Here is a 14,896-nt window from a genome sequence, read left to right on the forward strand (position 1 = left end):
GCCCGGCCGCAGGCCGCGCGTCTCACCCACCGCCCGCCGTCGTGGGCTCGGGGGGCTCCGTGGTCTCCGGGGGCGCTTCGGGCGCGGGGGTCTCCGGAGTGCCCAGCAGCCGGGCCAGCCGGCCCTGGCCGGCCACCACGTACCCGGTGCCGATGGCCAGCGCGACGGCCGTGAACACCACGATGAGCCAGCTGAGCAAGGTGAAGACGAGCCCGAGCGGGCCGAACTGGGTCACGCTGCGGTTCAGCGAGCGGGGGATGTAGAGCCGCGCCCCCCAGGCGAGCGCCGTCAGCGCGGCGCCGGTCAGCACGGCCCCGGGCAGCAGCGGGAGCCAGGGCACCCGGCCACCGAGCAGCAGGTGGGGCGTCCACCACCACAGGAGGACGGCCGAGATCAGGTAGAGCGCGATCCCGAGCGCGCCGCCCGCGCCGAAGCCGGACCGCACCTGGCCCTGGACGACCAGGGCGGCGAGCCACACCAGCAGCCAGGCGAGCCACCGCCAGGCCGCCAGCCGCCCGGCCAGATGGGGCAGGTGCCAGCTTCGTTCGCAGAGCCGCTGCAGTACCCGGCTGCAGCTGGTGGCCGCGAGGAGGGTCACCGCGATCCCGACGCCGCCGAAGGCGTCGGCGGTGCTGGTCCCGCTGGCCTGGAGCACCTGTTCGACCTCGGCGAGCGAGGCGCCCTGGAGCCCGAGGACGGTCCGCAGCGAGTCGGAGATGCTGCTGCGCACCTCGTTGGGCATGAAGGCGGCCAGGGCGAAGAGCGCCGGGACGGCGGTCAGGAAGGCCTGCGCCGCGAGCCGGGTGGCGATGTCCAGGACGCGGATGTGGATCAGCTGCGCCGCCAGCCGGCGCAGGAACGGGGCGTCGCGCAGCGTCGCCGTACGCCCACGCAGCCAGGTGGACCTGGCGCGGATCCAGTGGGCGCGGACGGGCCGACCGCGCTCTTCCGCCATCGCGTCCTCCCTCCGGCGGTTCGTCGGGTTCGTCACCGGCGTGTGCACTCCCGACTCCGTCCCAGGCTGGGCGACGGGCGGGCGGACGGCACCTCGGGCGGACCGCCGTTCGCCGCAACGGACCATCGTTCGGTGCATCGGGCGGGCGTTCGGCGCAACGGACCGGAGCCCCGGGACACGTCCGGGGTCTGCCCGGCACGATCCGCCGGACAGACCCTGGCCGCCACCGGATCTCGCGCGGACGGCTTTCGCGAGGTGCCGGTCATCGCGCTCCACGGGGCAATGGTGGTAAGAGCACTCTCATGACGATTCAGCGGATGGACAACGTCGGCATCGTGGTCGACGACCTGGAGGCGGCCGTCGCCTTCTTCACCGAGCTGGGCATGGAGTTGGAAGGCGAAGCGCAGCTCGAAGGGGTCTGCCCGGAGCAGATGCTCGGCCTGCACGGGGTCCGCAGCGCCATCGCGATGCTGCGCACCCCGGACGGCCACGGAAAGCTGGAACTGACGAAGTTCCACACCCCCGCGGCGGTCACCGCCGGACCGCCGGACCCGCCACCCAACACCCTGGGCCTGCACCGGGTCATGTTCGCCGTCGACGACATCGACGACACCATCGCCCGCCTGCGCCGCCACGGCGCCGAACTCCTCGGCGAGGTGGCGCAGTACGAGGACGCCTACCGACTCTGCAACCTCCGCGGCCCCTCGGGAATCATCGTCGCGCTGGCCGAACGGATCGGCTGACCCTCACGGAGCCGTGGTGTACGGCCGGGAACGAGGTCGGCCCGCCGCTGGTGCCCGGTGGTGCCTTTCGACAGAATGTTCCGGTGGCGAACTGGACCCGGATCTGGACGATGACCCGCACCGACTTCCACGCGGCCGACCCGGCCCAGCGGTGGACCGCACGTGCGGCCTGGGCGGTGCTGACCGCGACGGCCTGGCTGCTGGTGATGTTCACGACCGTTTTCGGGGCCGAGGTCGCCGGGGTGCCGATGGGTACCGTGACGTGGCTGGCGGTCGTCCTCTCGCTGGCGGTCCCCGTCGTTTCGTGGGCCGCCGTCACCTCCGGTCCCGATGTGCGCACCGGGGCGCCGGCGTTGACGCTCGTCCTGCTGCTGGCGGCGGCGGTGTTCGTCGTCATCCTCGTCTGACTCGTGCCGGCCCGGTGAGTGGGCCGCACACGGCAGTTCACCCGGTCGGCCTGAGGTCCAGGGCTCCCGGGTGAACGTGGTGAAGGCGTGGTGACGGGGCGGTGACGTGGGACGGTGACGGCTAAGCCTCCCCGACCAGCAGTCGCGCGTTGACGGTGGGGTTGCCCGCCTGGGCGAGCGGGAAGGCCGTGCCGATCTCCCCGGCGTGGCCCGGCACGTCGATGCGTACGGACAGTGTCTTGTCGGCGAGTTGTTCCTGCGGCATCCGGAAGTCGAGGTTGACGATGCCGTGTTGCTTGCACGTCTCACAGCGCCGCGGGTCGTCCGGCTGGAAGAAGAACCGCTTGGCGAGCGGCTCGCCGTCGGCGAGCAGCGTCACGATGAACGACCCCGGGATGTTCAGCCGGTCGATCCCCTTCACCCGCACCGAGACCGGATCGCTGCTGCGGAAGGCGAAGGTGCGGGCGGCGTCGATGCTTCCGGTCAGGTTCTCCATGACGCCCGTTCCGCCCTCCGCGTGGCTGGGGAGGTCCAGCCGGTCGTACGAGATGTCGGTGGCGATCGTCTGGTCGGCGGTGGCGGTGAACGGCGGCAGTGCGTTGAGCGGCGGTGTCGTGAGCCAGCTGGGGTCCTGCCCCGCCAGGGTGGTGCGGAAGCCGGCCAGGGTGGTCGCGGTGGCGCGGGTCTGCCAGCTCAGCCAGAGCCGGTCGATGTTGCAGTGGAAGAACCAGAACACCGGGTCGAAGGCGGAGACGGCCTGGTTGCCCATCGTCGGCCCGATCGATCCGTGGCCGCTGTCGTGGGCCTGGATCGAGAAGTCCTGGTAGCCGTTGGTGTTGTACGCACCCCACAGTGACTGGGCCATCGACGTGGTGATGTCGTCCAGGACTCCGAAGTCCCTGACGTTCTTCGTGATGTGGGCGACCGGGTAGCGCTGGGTCGTGTACGGGAAGAAGCCGGTCCTCGGCGGATGCGCCGTGGCGCCGGGGTCGGCCGGCAGGACGTACTTGTCGAACGGCGGGTGCTGCAGGCGGTCCGGCAGCGGCGTCGAGATGTCCCAGTAGGGGAGTGTGACGTCCTGGCAGCCGGGGACGGAGCGCAGCGCGTCCTCGAACTCGATCAGGTACGGGCGGTGCCAGGGGTTGAAGCGGTTCTCGTGGTGCAGGCACCAGGCCTGCGGGAGGCCGTGCTGGCCGGCCAGCGCGAAGTAGCCGTCCGGGGCCGTGGTGTCGCGGGCCATGATGCCGTTGAACGCGGTGGTCAGGAGGGCGAATTCGGCGTCGGTGAGGGTGGTGATGTCCTTGCGCAGCCGGGTCGGTGCGGGTCCGGCAGGGGGCGCGGTCGGGGCCGGCGCGGTACCGAGGGGGTATCCGTTGACGATCCAGTTCTTGAACGTCTGGGAGCGGTTGGCGCTCCACTGCCCCGCCGCGTCCGGGGGCATGTCCGGGTTCGGTGGCGAGGTGTGGGCGAAGATCGCCAGTGCGTTCCTCTTGACCCCGTCGTAGGTGCCGAGGTCGATCCCCTTGGCGGCCATGTGGTCGACATCCTCGGGGCGGAAGTAGGTGCGGATGTCCGCGAGGTACGTCGGCGAGGCGACGACCGGATCGTCGGCCGGGCCGGGCTGGGGCGTGGTCATGGAGCCTCCACGGGCTTGGGTCAGGGGGGTCGGTCGTACAAGGATCTTTTGCGGTTGTGAGTATGTGGTACGGCAAAAGTTCGCTCTGCGATCGACACGGGCCCGTGCCCGGAGAAGCGCCGCGCCGGGCCTCTTTCCACCCGGGAGGCGGCTGTCGAGTGGCGCCGGCTCGCCGTGTCCAGGCTTGTGCGGTGGGGCGGACGACGATCTCGCTGACGTCGATGCCGTCGGCTGTCCGATGGCGTGGCCGATGGCGGAGGCGATCGCCGACGGCGGCATGGCGATCCCGTCCCGCTGCCGGGTCAGCGGCGCGAGCGGGCGGAGCGCCTGCTCGATCTCATCATGGACGGCCTGACGATCCGTCCATGACGGTCGGCCCGCGCTATGACTTGGGGCCGGGGCAGCGGTCGAGGCGGGCCCGGACCGCGTCGGCGTCGCGGTGCTGGAGGTCCTCCAGGATGGCGAGACCGCTGGTCCAGGCGGCCCGGGCGGCCTCGGTGTCGCCGAGGGCGAGGTGGGTGTCGCCGAGGTGGGTGTGGATCTCGGCCTGGAGGAAGTAGTCGCCGATCCGCTGCCGCAGGCGCAGCGATTCCCGGTAGGCCGGGAGCGCCTCGTGGTACTCGCCGAGGTGGTGGTGGACGAAGCCGATGCTGTCCCAGATCGAGGACTGGCCGGGCAGGTTGCCGGTGGCGCGGGCCAGGTCGAGGGCCTGCTGGCAGTAGGGGAGCGCCTCCCGCAGCTCGCCCTGCTGGGCCAGGTACCAGCCGATGCTGTTGAGGGCGAGGGCCTGCCCGGACGGGTCGTCGATGGACCGGAACAGCTCCAGGGCTCGGCGGGACTCGGCCACGGCCTCGGCGTTGGCCCGTTCCTCCCCGTGGGCGATGGCGAGGTCCAGCTGGGTGCGGCCCTGGCGCGGCCGGTCGCCGAGCGCGTCGAACAGGCCGAGCGCCAGCCGCAGTTCGCGCTGGGCCTCGGGCTGGCGGTCCTGGGAGCGGTGCACCTGGCCGAGCCAGCGGTGGGCGTGGGCCTGGTGGCCGAGGTCCCCGGTGCGTTCGGCGGCGGCCAGCGCGGTCTCCCCGGCGCGTTGCCACTGCTGCCACAGCCCCGACTTGAGCAGGTACGGCACCTGGGCGCCGACCAACTGCCAGGCGTGGACGTCGGACCCGGCCCGGTGCGCGGAGTCGACGATCCGCTCCAGTACCGGCTGCTCCTCCCGGTACCAGGCGAGTGCCTGCCGCCGGTCGGCGAGCTCCTCGGGTGCCACCCCGGGGGCGGGCTCCGCGAGGCCGAGCGGCTGCCAGGCGGCGTCGTCCGCGTAGGCGAGGCAGGCGGCGCGGTCCGCGGTGTGGAGGTAGTGGTCGAGCATCCGCAGCGTCGCGTCGGCCTGCTCCGGCGGGGAGTCGAGGGCGGCGGCCTGTTCGGCGGCGTACGCGCGCAGCAGGTCGTGGAAGGTGTACCGGTCCCGTTCCGGTGCGGCGATCAGGTGGGCCCGGTGCAGGTCCTCCAGCAGCGCGCGGGTCTCGGGCAGCGGCAGGCCCGCGAGGCTCGCGGCGGCCGCCGCGCTGATGTGCGGGCCGGGGTGCAGGCCGAGCAGCCGGAACAGCCGGGCGGCCCGCGGGGCCAGCGCCCGGTAGGACCAGGAGAACACCACCCGGACGTCGGCGTGGCTGTCGCCGGCCGAGAGGAGGTCCAGGCGCACCCGGGAGTCGCGCAGTTCGCGCGCCCAGACGCCGAGCGGGGTGTCGGGCTGGTCGGCGGCCCGGGCCGCGGCGATGTTCAACGCCAGCGGCAGCCGGGCGCACAGCTCGATCAGCTCGTCGGCCGCCTCCTGCTGCTCCGCGACGACGGCGGCGCCCAGTCGGCGGGCGAGGAGCTCGCGGGCCTCGGCGGGGGAGAGCACGTCCAGGGGCAACGGGACGGCGCCGTCCAGGGCCACCAGTCCCGGCAGCCGGTTGCGGCTGGTGACCACGACCAGGCAGGTATCGGAGCCCGGCAGCAGCGGGCGGACCTGCTCCGCCTCGCGGACGTTGTCGAGGACGATCAGGGTCCGGGTGCCGGCCAGCCGGCTGCGCAACAGCGCCAGCTGCCCGTCCGGGTCGGCGGGGACGCGCGGGGCCGGCACGCCCAGTGCGTCCAGGAAGCCGCGGGCCACGTCGGCGGCGGCGACCGGCGCCCTGGCCGGGTCGAAGCCGCGCAGGTTGGCGAACAGCTGGCCGTCGGGGAAGCGGTCGGCGACCCGGTGGGCGAAGTGCACGGCCAGGGTGGTCTTGCCGACGCCCGCGGTGCCGGCGATCGCGGAGATCACCACGGCGCCGCAGCCGGGCACGGCGTCGGTGCCGCCGCCGGGGGCGACGTCGGCCAGCAGTTCGTCGAGCAGCCGGAGTTCCCGGGCGCGGCCGGTGAAGTGCCGGATCGCCATCGGCAGTTGCTGGGGGCCGGTGGTGCCGGGCGTGCGGGTCGTGCCGGGCGCGGTCAGCGAGAGGGGCGGGAGGGACGGCGGAGCCGGGGCGGCCGGCGTCGCCGGGCCGGCGTCCCGGACGGCCGTCAGCCAGCGGGCGCGGGTGTCCGGGTCGAGGCCGAGCGCCTCGGCGAGCCGGACCACCGAGGACAGTCGCGGCCGGCGACCGCCTGCTTCCAGGGCGCTGATCGACCGGGCCGACACCCCGGAGCGGTCCGCGAGCTCGTCCTGGCTCCACCCCGCCGTCAGGCGTCGCTCCCGCAACAGCGCGGCGAAATCAGCAGCTCCCACCCAGTCCCCCCGGATCCTCGCGGACCCGTGCCGTCGCCCCGCCCGTCCGACCCGGATCGCGAACGAGAGTAGCCCCCCGCCGCCCAAGTGTCAGGTCAACGTCAGGTCAACGTCGTGGTCGGCTCCGCCGCACCGCCGGGAGGATGAACGCCGACGTGATCACACCGAGGAGGCACCCATGAACGCGCCCGCTCCGGCTCCGAGACGTCCGAGCGGGGGCCTGGTCAGGGCGGTGGCGGGCGCCGTGGCCGTGGCGACCCTCGGCAGCGCCGGCACCGTCGGGGCCTCGGCGGCCATTCCGTCGGCCGGCGGGCCGGCCCGGGCCGGAGCCGTCCTGGTCCAGGAGGTACGGACGGCGGACGGGGTGCTCGCCGTCGACCGGGCGACCGAGCCGCCGCAGTCGGCCTCGGGCGGCGGGTGCAGCGGCATCGACCCGCTGGTCTGCTTCAGCGTCGACGGCAGCGGCTTCTTCGTGCACGAGATGACCAACAGCACCCACTACGGATCGAGCACCTCGGCCGACATCAAGCTCAGGAGCCCGTCCGGGGTGGTCGTGGCGGAGTCGACCTTCTACGCGGTCGGCGGCAACTGGTACACCGTCACCTACGCCCCGAACGCCTATCTGGCCGAGGGCCGGTGGTGCGCCCTCAGCAACGCCAACGGCGGCAATTACACCGGCACTTGTGTCGACGTGCACAACTGATCCGCCCACCGACTCCGGCGCCGAGCCGCGGCCACGGGGGTGCCGCGGTTCGAGCCGGACCCTCTCGCCGTTCGGGCCGGACGGCGTTCACAGTCCGGGCCGGGCCCGTTCACGGCCCGATCGGAGGCGTTCGCGGCCCGGCCGGACCCGTCGCGGGGCGCGCCGAACCCGATTCCGCCGCTGGTCGAACGGTGTCATGCTGACGCCATGACAGATCGCATCGACACCGCCCCGCCGCGCGACGGGGTGCAGGACGGGGGCCGGCAACGGGAGTTGGCGGCGGCGACGGTGGGATCGGTGGTCGAGTCCTTCGACTGGAACATCTACGCCGTGCTCGCGCCCTACTTCGCCGCCGACCTCTTCGGGCACGGCAAGGGCGGGGTGAGCGGGGTACTCGCCGCGTACGCCACCTTCGCGGTGGGCTTCGTGGCCCGGCCGGTCGGCTCCTACCTGATCGGCCGGCTCAGCGACACCCGGGGGCGGCGCTTCGCGCTCAGCCTCGGCATGGCCGTCATCGCCGTCGCCAGCCTGGGCCTGGCCGTGCTGCCGGGGCAGCGGACCATCGGCGTCTGGGCGGCGGTGCTGGCCGTGGTGGTGCGGGTGGTGCAGGGGCTCGCCTTCGGCGGGGAGGCGCCGAGCGTGGCCGCGTACGTGACCGAGACGGCGCCGCCCCGGCACCGCTTCGCGTTCAGCTCGGTCTCCTACGGCGGGATCATCCTGGGCTCGCTGCTGTCCTTCGGGGTGCTCACCACGCTGATCCACACCATCGGCAAGTCCGGCCTGGAGGAAGGAGGTTGGCGTTGGGGCTTCCTGGTGGCCGCGCTGCTGGGGCTGGGCGCGGTGTGGGTGCGCCGGGCCGCGCCGGAGAGCACCGAGTTCCACCGCGCCCGGGCCCAGGCGCAGCCGGGGGAGCGGCCGTCCTACCTGCGCACGCTGCGCGACCACCGCTGGGCGGTGCTCACCGTCTTCCTCAACACCCTGGGCGGCACGGTGGGTTACTACTTCGCGCTGACCTACCTGCCCCAGTACGCCGCCGCCTACCACGTCATCGACAAGGAGCGGGCGGCCTCCTTCATGACGATCGTGCTGGCCGTCGTGCTGGCCACCATGCTGCTCACCGGCGCGGCGGCCGACCGCTTCGGCCTGCTGCCGGTGGCCCGGATCGGTTTCGGGCTGCCCGTCCCGCTGGTGGGGTTCCTGCTGGTCGGGCTGCGCGGGGGCTGGCTGCCGTTCCAACTGGTGGCCGTGCTGCTGGGGATGATGGTGGCGACGGTGCTCGGCACCCTCAACGTTTTCACCGGCCTGCTGTTCCCGACCGAGGTGCGGGCGGTGGGCCTGGGCGTGGTCAACGCGGCCACCATCGCGGCCTTCGGCGGCACCTTCCCGCTGCTGGCCCAGTGGCTGGCCGACCACGGCAGGCTGGGACTGATCCCGTTCTACGTCACGGTCTGCACGGCGGGGCCCGCCTTGGGCCTGCTGACGGCGATGCGGGTTCCCTCGTTCACCGCCGCGCTGCGGGAGGCGGAAGGAGAGGTTCAGCGGACACCGGGAACCGCCTGACGGACGTTCACATCCTGTGGTTGAGTGGTCCGGACCAAACGCCGGACGGGGAGGGGCGACTGTGGACGGCAACGGACCGGACAGCTGGCTGATCGAGGCCGACTTCGAGGAGCCGCCCCAGGTGGACCTGCGGACCGACCGGGCGCACTCCGCGCGGGTCTACGACTACCTGCTCGGCGGGAAGACCAACTTCCCGGTGGACCGCGAGGTCGGCGACCGGGTGCTCGCCGACCTGCCCGCCGCCCGGGCCGGCGCCACCGCCGCCCGGGCCGTGATGCACCGGATGGTCCGTCGGCTCGCGCAGCAGCACGGCGTCCGCCAGTTCCTGGACGTCGGCACCGGCATCCCCACCACACCGAACCTGCACGAGATCGTCCAGGCGGTGGACCCGTCCTGTCGGGTGGTGTACGTCGACAACGACCCGATCGTGCTGGCCCATTCGCGGGCCCTGCTCAGCAGCACCCCGGAGGGGCGCACCGCCTACGTCGAGGGCGACCTGCGCGAGCCGGAGGAGTTCCTGGCCGACCCGGCGGTGGCGGCCACCCTGGACCTCACCCGGCCGGTCGCGCTGACGCTGATCAACATCGTGCACTTCCTCTCCGACGAGGCCGCGTACCCGCCCGTCCGCAAGCTGCTGGACGCCCTTCCGGCCGGCAGCTTCCTCGCTCTGACCGCGGGTACGGCCGACAACGCGCCGGAGGCTGCCAAGGCGGGCGTCCAGCGCTACGCGGAGGCCGGGATAGAGGTCCACGCCCGCCCGCTCGCCGCGGTGGAACGTTTCTTCACCGGGCTGGAGCTGGACGACCCGGGCGTGGTCCTGATCAACCGCTGGCACCCGGAGCCGGGCGCGCCCTCGGCCGACGCCGAGGTCTCGGTGTACGGAGGCCTCGCCCGCAAGCCCTAGGGTCTGTCCGCTGTCGGGCCAGTGGCCCGTGGTCCCCGCTGGACGCGGATCACGGGCCACTGGTGTTCTCAGGCCGCGCCGGTGGAGTTCCAGGCCGCCTCGATCATCGTGAAGACCTCGTCCACCGCGCCCCGGGGGTCGTCCGCCTCGCGGGCCAGCGAGAAGGCGCCGACCACGAAGCGGGCGATCGCCCGGCACGCCGTCGCGGACGGTACCGGGTCGGGCCGGCCGGCGATGGCGGCGGCCAGCGAGTCCGCGTGACGCAGCCTCATCGACTCCTCGTACTCCCGCAGGGCGGGTGAGCCGTCGATCATGCGCCAGATCGGGTCGGCGCCCTCCGCGGTGCAGTGGCGCACCATGGCGTGGATCTCGCGGCGAAGCGCGGGGATCAGCGGCTCGTCGGGCGAGGCGTCGGTGGCCGCCCGGGTGAGGCGCTGCTCGAAGTCCTGGTCCTGTTCGAAGACCAGCGCCTCCTTCGAGGCGAAGTGGGAGAAGACCGTGGTGACGGCGACGTCGGCCTCGGCGGCCACCTCGCGGATGCCCACCTCCTCGTACCCGCGTTCCAGGAAGAGCCGCAGGGCGGTGTCGGCGATCTTCTGGCGGGTCGCGGCCTTCTTGCGCTCACGGCGGCCGGTCGGCTCGGTCATGCGGTGATGCTACCAGGGAGGAAAATGCAACCGATTCAAAACACTAACCGGTAGTGTTATGGTCTGGCGCATGAAGAAAGTGAGCTTCGCCGAGTTCGGCGGCCCGGACGTCCTGCACCTCATCGACGCCGAGGAGCCCCACGCGGGCCCCGGCCGGATCCGCGTCGCCGTACGGGCGGCGGGTGTGAATCCCGTGGACTGGCGGCTCCGCGAGGGCCAGGTGCTGGGGGCCCATCCGATCCGGCTGCCGGCCGGCGTCGGACTGGACGCCGCCGGGGTGGTGGACGAGGTGGGCGAGGGGGTCGAGGGTGTCGCGGTCGGCGACCACGTGTTCGGCGAAGGCGCCGACACCTACGCCGAGTTCGCCGTGCTGTCCGCCTGGGCCCGGATGCCCGAGGGCCTGACCTTCGAGGAGGCGGCGGGATACCCCTCCGTGGTGGAGACGGCGCTGCGCGTCATCCGCGAGGTCGGGGTGCTGCCTGGGCAGACCCTGCTGGTCAGCGGCGCGTCCGGCGGCGTCGGGTCGGCGGTGCTGCAGATCGCCCGGGAGCGCGGCATCGCGGTGATCGGCACGGCCGGGGCCGCGAACCAGGACTACCTGCGCGGCCTGGGCGCCACCGCCACCACGTACGGCGAGGGCTGGGTGGAGCGGGTGCGCCGGCTCGGCCGGGTCGACGCCGCCCTCGACCTGGCCGGGGCCGGGGTGATCCGCGAACTCGTCGAACTGACCGGCGATCCGCGGAAGGTGGTCTCCATCGCCGACCTCGGCGCGCCCGAACACGGTGTCCGCTTCTCCGGGGTGGCCGGGAGCGTACCGGCGGCACTGGCCGAGGCCGCCGAGCTGATCGCCCGCGGCAGGCTGCACATCCCGGTCGACGCTTGCTACCCGCTGGCCGAGGCGGCGGCCGCGCACGTCGACAGTCAGGCCGGCCACACCCGTGGCCGCCGGGTCATCGTGACCTGACCTGACCTGACCTGACCTGACCTGACCTGACCGACCGACCTGACCGACCGACCTGACCGACCGACCGGCCGGCCAGCAGGCAGGCCGTCACTGCGCCATGGTGAGCCCGGCCGCCCCGGCGCCCCGGCTGAGCACCACCGTGCGGATGTGCTCCAGCGCCCGGGACCAGTCGGCGCGGCCGGGGTCGCGGCGGACGGCCTCGCGCAGGTCGAGCACCCGGTAGGGCGGGCCGAGGTCGGTGATCTGCGGCACGAACTCGGCCCGGCCGACCGTCCACCGCTGCCCGGGGCCTGCGGGCGGGTTGACGGTGAAGCGGGCGATCGAACTCCAGTTGCCGCGCGGGTCCTCGGCGCCGTCGTAGCGGAACATGTGGCCGGCGAGCTGGTCGCCGAGGCCGTAGACCGTCCAGGTGTCGCCGAGCTTCTCGTAGGCCTGCGGGATGTGGGCGTGGGTGCCGAGGATCAGGTCGACGTCGGGGCGGCCCGGGCCCTGGCCGGCCGCGGACAGTTCGCGGGCCAGGGTGAGTTGTTGCCCGTCGGGGGTGTCCTGCCACTCGGTGCCCCAGTGGATGGTGACCACCACGAGGTCCGCGCCGTCCGCCCGGGCGGCGCGGGCGTCGGCGAGGATCCGGTCCCGGTCGATCAGGTTGGCGGCCCAGGGCTCGCCCGGGGGCAGCGGGATGCCGTTGGTGCCGTACGTGTAGGCGAGTTGGGCCACGGTCGCGCCGCCCGCGTGCAGCAGCGCGGGCCGCCCGGCCTCCTCGGCGGTGCGGGCGGAGCCGGTGTGGGCGAGACCGACGGCGTCCATCGCGTCCAGGGTGCGACGGATGCCGGCCGGACCGTCGTCCAGGGTGTGGTTGGAGGCGGTGTCGCAGGCGGTGTACCCGGCGTCCTTGAGGGCCTTGGCGACCTGTGGCGGGGACTTGAACGCCGGGTACCCGGTGTACGGGCCGCCGTCGGCGCCGTAGACGGTCTCCATGTGGCAGACCGCCAGGTCGGCGCCGCTGATCAGCGGTTTGACGCCGGCCAGCATGGCGGTGAAGTCGTAGCCGGCGCCGCCGGCGTCCTCCTTGGCCTGCTGGATGATCTCGGTGTGCGGGAGGACGTCGCCGGTGGCCACCAGGGTGAACGCGCGTGGGCCGGTCGGGGTGGGGGTCGGGCTCGGGGTGGCGGAGGCCGGCGGCCCGGGCAGCTGCGGGCCACCGCAGCCGGGGAGGGCGAGCAGCAGGGCGAGGGCGGTGACGGCGGTCCGCCGGCGGGGCAGTGGCATGGTCGGCTCGTCTCACGATCGGACGGTGTGATCAACCCTCCGACTATGCGGGCCGTCGATCCGCCGGCCGTCCGCCCCACGCCCGCAGGTCACCCGGGGGGCTGTCGGGCCGGATCCGGTGACCATGTGTCACCCCCTGTACACGGTGCGCTCGATGTGCTGACATATCCACGTCAAAACAAGCCCGGCGGCGGGCGGTGCGCCCGGACCGGCACCGCGCCGCCCTCCCGGCTCCACGGACGATCGAAGGGGAAGCCCATGCTGCTCCGCACCCTGGCCATCGGCGCCGCCGTCTCCGCCACCCTGGTCGGCTCCTCGACCTTCGGCGGCGACGCGCTGCCGACCCCGCCTGACCGGATCGTCATCGACGTCGCGACCGTCAACGGCTCCGGCTGCCCGGCCGGAACGGCCGCCGTCGCCGTCTCACCGGACAACACCGCCTTCACCGTCACCTACAGCAGCTACCTCGCCCAGGTGGGAGTGGGCTCCAGGCCGACCGACTTCCGGAAGAACTGTCAGCTCGACCTGCGGGTGCACGTCCCCCAGGGCTTCACCTACGCCATCGCCTCCGCCGACTACCGAGGCTTCGCCCACCTGGAGAACGGCGCGAGCGGCATCGAACGGGCCAGCTACTACTTCCAGGGGGACCCGGAGACCACCTACCAGAGCCACCGCTTCGACGGCCCCACGGACGACAACTGGCAGGCCACCGACACCGTCGACGTCGCCGCCCTGGTCTTCGCCCCCTGCGGGGAGGAGCGCAACTTCAACATCAACACCGAACTGCGGGTCGCCGCCGGGACCTCGGACCAGGCCCACACCACCAGCTTCATGACGATGGACTCGACGGACGGCAGCATCAACACCACCTACCACCTCGCCTGGAAGCAGTGCCCCTGATCCCTGGCCGGTCCCGGCCCCGGCGGAGCCCCGGCCGCCGGGGCCGGGGCGTGTCCGGGTCCGCTTCAGTCCGCATCGCGCGGGGGCAACCACCGGGTGATCCGGTCGAACAGCTCGGTCAGCGGCTCGCCGACCGCCCGGCCGAACTCGGTGAGCCCGTAGCTGACCTGGGGTGGCGTCGTCGGCTCGACCTTCCGCCAGACCAGCTCGTCCTGGACCAGTACCCGCAGGGTCTGGGCGAGCATCTTCTCGCTGATGCCCTGGATGCTCTCGCGCAGCTCGTAGAACCGGAGGGGGTGGCGGCGCAGGGAGATCAGCACCCAGATGCCCCACCTGCTGGTCACGTGGTCGACCACGTTCCGCGCGGGACAGTCGGTGTGAAACACGTCATACCGGCCGATGGTCCCGACCGGGCTGTGCTGGAAGCCTTCTGTCACGTCATGAGCTTACCCAGAGGTATGTCCTTACGAAGAGTTAGTCCGAACTCCTAGCGTGAGGGCCATCTGAGGACGACATCCGACGAGGAGCTGATCATGATCGTGGTGACCGGGGCGACCGGAAACATCGGACGGCCGCTGACCCAGGCGCTCGCCGAGGCGGGCGAGCAGGTGACGGCGGTGTCACGGCGCGCGGCGGCGCTGCCTGACGGCGTCCGCCACCTGGCGGCCGACCTGTCCCGCCCGGCCGAGCTGAGGCCCGCGCTGGCCGGGGCGAAGACGCTGTTCCTGCTGCTCTCGGGAGACCTCCACTCCACCGAGGCCCACCCGGCCGGGCTCATCGGCGAGGCCGCGGCCGCCGGGGTGCGCCGGGTCGTGCTGCTCTCCAGTCAGGGCGTGGTGACCAGGCCGTTCGGCGAAACCCGGATCGCGATGCGCGGCCTGGAGGACACCCTGCGGGACTCCGGCCTGGAGTGGGCGGTGCTGCGGCCGGGCGGCTTCGCCTCCAACGCCCTGTGGTGGGCCGAGTCCGTCCGTGGCCACCGGCTCGTCGCCGCACCGTTCGGCGATGTCGGCGTACCGCTCGTCGACCCGGCGGACATCGCCGCCGTCGCGGCGGCCTGCCTGCTGGACGACCGGCACACCGGCGGCGTGTACGAGCTGACCGGCCCCGAGGTGATCAGCCCGCGGCAGCAGGTGCAGGCCATCGCCGCCGCCCTCGGCTCGCCCGTGACGTTCCACGAACTCACCCGCGAGGAGGCCAGGTCCGCCATGAGCCAGGCCATGCCGGCGGAGCTGGCCGACGACACCCTGGACATCCTCGGCGCCCCGAACCCGGCCGAACTGCGGATCAGTCCGGACGTGCAGCGGGTCCTCGGCCGCGCCCCGCGCCCCTTCGCGGACTGGGCCGCGCGCAACGTCGCCGCGTTCCGCTGACCGGGCGGGCGTCGTGGCTGGGCGCGCGGGCGGGTGCTCCGGGCGGGTTCCGACGCACCCGCCCGACGCACCGGCCGCGGCCGCGC

14 protein-coding genes are annotated in these 14,896 nt (G+C 73.2%); 8 read left to right on the forward strand and 6 right to left on the reverse strand.

Annotation, left to right across the window (positions count from 1 at the left end):
- Window positions 1–22: 22 nt before the first annotated feature.
- Window positions 23–955, reverse strand: coding sequence for a ribonuclease BN (locus ACZ7BZ_RS01890; protein ID WP_470356643.1), 933 nt, complete (start codon window positions 953–955; stop codon window positions 23–25).
- 302 nt (window positions 956–1,257) lie between these two features.
- Between ACZ7BZ_RS01890 and ACZ7BZ_RS01895 the strand changes: the two genes are divergently transcribed.
- Together ACZ7BZ_RS01895 and ACZ7BZ_RS01900 are read left to right on the forward strand one after the other, a co-directional pair.
- Window positions 1,258–1,698 (forward strand): VOC family protein, encoded by a 441-nt coding sequence (locus ACZ7BZ_RS01895; RefSeq protein WP_470356644.1) that lies wholly within the window; start codon window positions 1,258–1,260, stop codon window positions 1,696–1,698.
- Between the two features lie 83 nt (window positions 1,699–1,781).
- Window positions 1,782–2,105, forward strand: coding sequence for a hypothetical protein (locus ACZ7BZ_RS01900; protein WP_470356645.1), 324 nt, complete (start codon window positions 1,782–1,784; stop codon window positions 2,103–2,105).
- A gap of 121 nt (window positions 2,106–2,226) precedes the next feature.
- On the opposite strand, the gene ACZ7BZ_RS01905 is transcribed toward ACZ7BZ_RS01900, so the two are convergent.
- Together ACZ7BZ_RS01905 and ACZ7BZ_RS01910 are read right to left on the reverse strand one after the other, a co-directional pair.
- The gene (locus tag ACZ7BZ_RS01905; protein WP_470356646.1) at window positions 2,227–3,741 is read right to left on the reverse strand and encodes a tyrosinase family protein; all 1,515 of its coding nucleotides are present in this window, start codon (window positions 3,739–3,741) and stop codon (window positions 2,227–2,229) included.
- Between the two features lie 382 nt (window positions 3,742–4,123).
- A complete protein-coding gene (locus tag ACZ7BZ_RS01910; RefSeq protein ID WP_470356647.1) occupies window positions 4,124–6,490 on the reverse strand; it encodes an ATP-binding protein in 2,367 nt (788 codons plus the stop codon).
- 178 nt (window positions 6,491–6,668) lie between these two features.
- On the opposite strand from ACZ7BZ_RS01910, the gene ACZ7BZ_RS01915 reads away from it, so the two are divergent.
- The 3 genes from ACZ7BZ_RS01915 to ACZ7BZ_RS01925 all read left to right on the forward strand — a co-directional run bounded on the left by ACZ7BZ_RS01915 (window position 6,669) and on the right by ACZ7BZ_RS01925 (window position 9,657).
- Entirely contained in the window at window positions 6,669–7,193 is a 525-nt protein-coding gene (locus ACZ7BZ_RS01915) for a hypothetical protein (protein ID WP_470356648.1), read from the forward strand.
- Between the two features lie 207 nt (window positions 7,194–7,400).
- Window positions 7,401–8,753: an MFS transporter gene (locus ACZ7BZ_RS01920; RefSeq protein ID WP_470356649.1), complete on the forward strand. Its 1,353-nt coding sequence runs from the start codon at window positions 7,401–7,403 to the stop codon at window positions 8,751–8,753.
- Between the two features lie 61 nt (window positions 8,754–8,814).
- Window positions 8,815–9,657 carry an SAM-dependent methyltransferase gene (locus ACZ7BZ_RS01925; RefSeq protein WP_470356650.1) on the forward strand — a complete coding sequence of 281 codons (843 nt, stop codon included), beginning with the start codon at window positions 8,815–8,817 and terminating at the stop codon, window positions 9,655–9,657.
- A gap of 68 nt (window positions 9,658–9,725) precedes the next feature.
- On the opposite strand, the gene ACZ7BZ_RS01930 is transcribed toward ACZ7BZ_RS01925, so the two are convergent.
- The gene (locus ACZ7BZ_RS01930; RefSeq protein WP_470356651.1) at window positions 9,726–10,304 is read right to left on the reverse strand and encodes a TetR/AcrR family transcriptional regulator; all 579 of its coding nucleotides are present in this window, start codon (window positions 10,302–10,304) and stop codon (window positions 9,726–9,728) included.
- A 70-nt stretch (window positions 10,305–10,374) separates the two neighbouring features.
- Between ACZ7BZ_RS01930 and ACZ7BZ_RS01935 the strand changes: the two genes are divergently transcribed.
- Window positions 10,375–11,268 (forward strand): NADP-dependent oxidoreductase, encoded by an 894-nt coding sequence (locus ACZ7BZ_RS01935; protein WP_470356652.1) that lies wholly within the window; start codon window positions 10,375–10,377, stop codon window positions 11,266–11,268.
- A gap of 87 nt (window positions 11,269–11,355) precedes the next feature.
- Here the strand turns inward: ACZ7BZ_RS01935 and ACZ7BZ_RS01940 are convergent, their stop codons facing one another.
- Entirely contained in the window at window positions 11,356–12,537 is a 1,182-nt protein-coding gene (locus ACZ7BZ_RS01940; protein WP_470356653.1) for a CapA family protein, read from the reverse strand.
- Window positions 12,538–12,795: 258 nt separating this feature from the next.
- Here ACZ7BZ_RS01940 and ACZ7BZ_RS01945 point away from each other — a divergent pair, with 258 nt between their 5' ends.
- Complete coding sequence (locus tag ACZ7BZ_RS01945) at window positions 12,796–13,437, forward strand: DUF4360 domain-containing protein (protein WP_380459513.1); 642 nt, start codon at window positions 12,796–12,798, stop codon at window positions 13,435–13,437.
- A gap of 65 nt (window positions 13,438–13,502) precedes the next feature.
- Here ACZ7BZ_RS01945 and ACZ7BZ_RS01950 read toward each other — a convergent pair whose 3' ends face one another.
- The gene (locus ACZ7BZ_RS01950; protein ID WP_470356654.1) at window positions 13,503–13,874 is read right to left on the reverse strand and encodes a winged helix-turn-helix transcriptional regulator; all 372 of its coding nucleotides are present in this window, start codon (window positions 13,872–13,874) and stop codon (window positions 13,503–13,505) included.
- 96 nt (window positions 13,875–13,970) lie between these two features.
- On the opposite strand from ACZ7BZ_RS01950, the gene ACZ7BZ_RS01955 reads away from it, so the two are divergent.
- Complete coding sequence (locus ACZ7BZ_RS01955; RefSeq protein ID WP_470356655.1) at window positions 13,971–14,810, forward strand: NAD(P)H-binding protein; 840 nt, start codon at window positions 13,971–13,973, stop codon at window positions 14,808–14,810.
- Window positions 14,811–14,896: the final 86 nt, after the last annotated feature.

The organism is Kitasatospora sp. NPDC036934, from assembly GCF_055608425.1.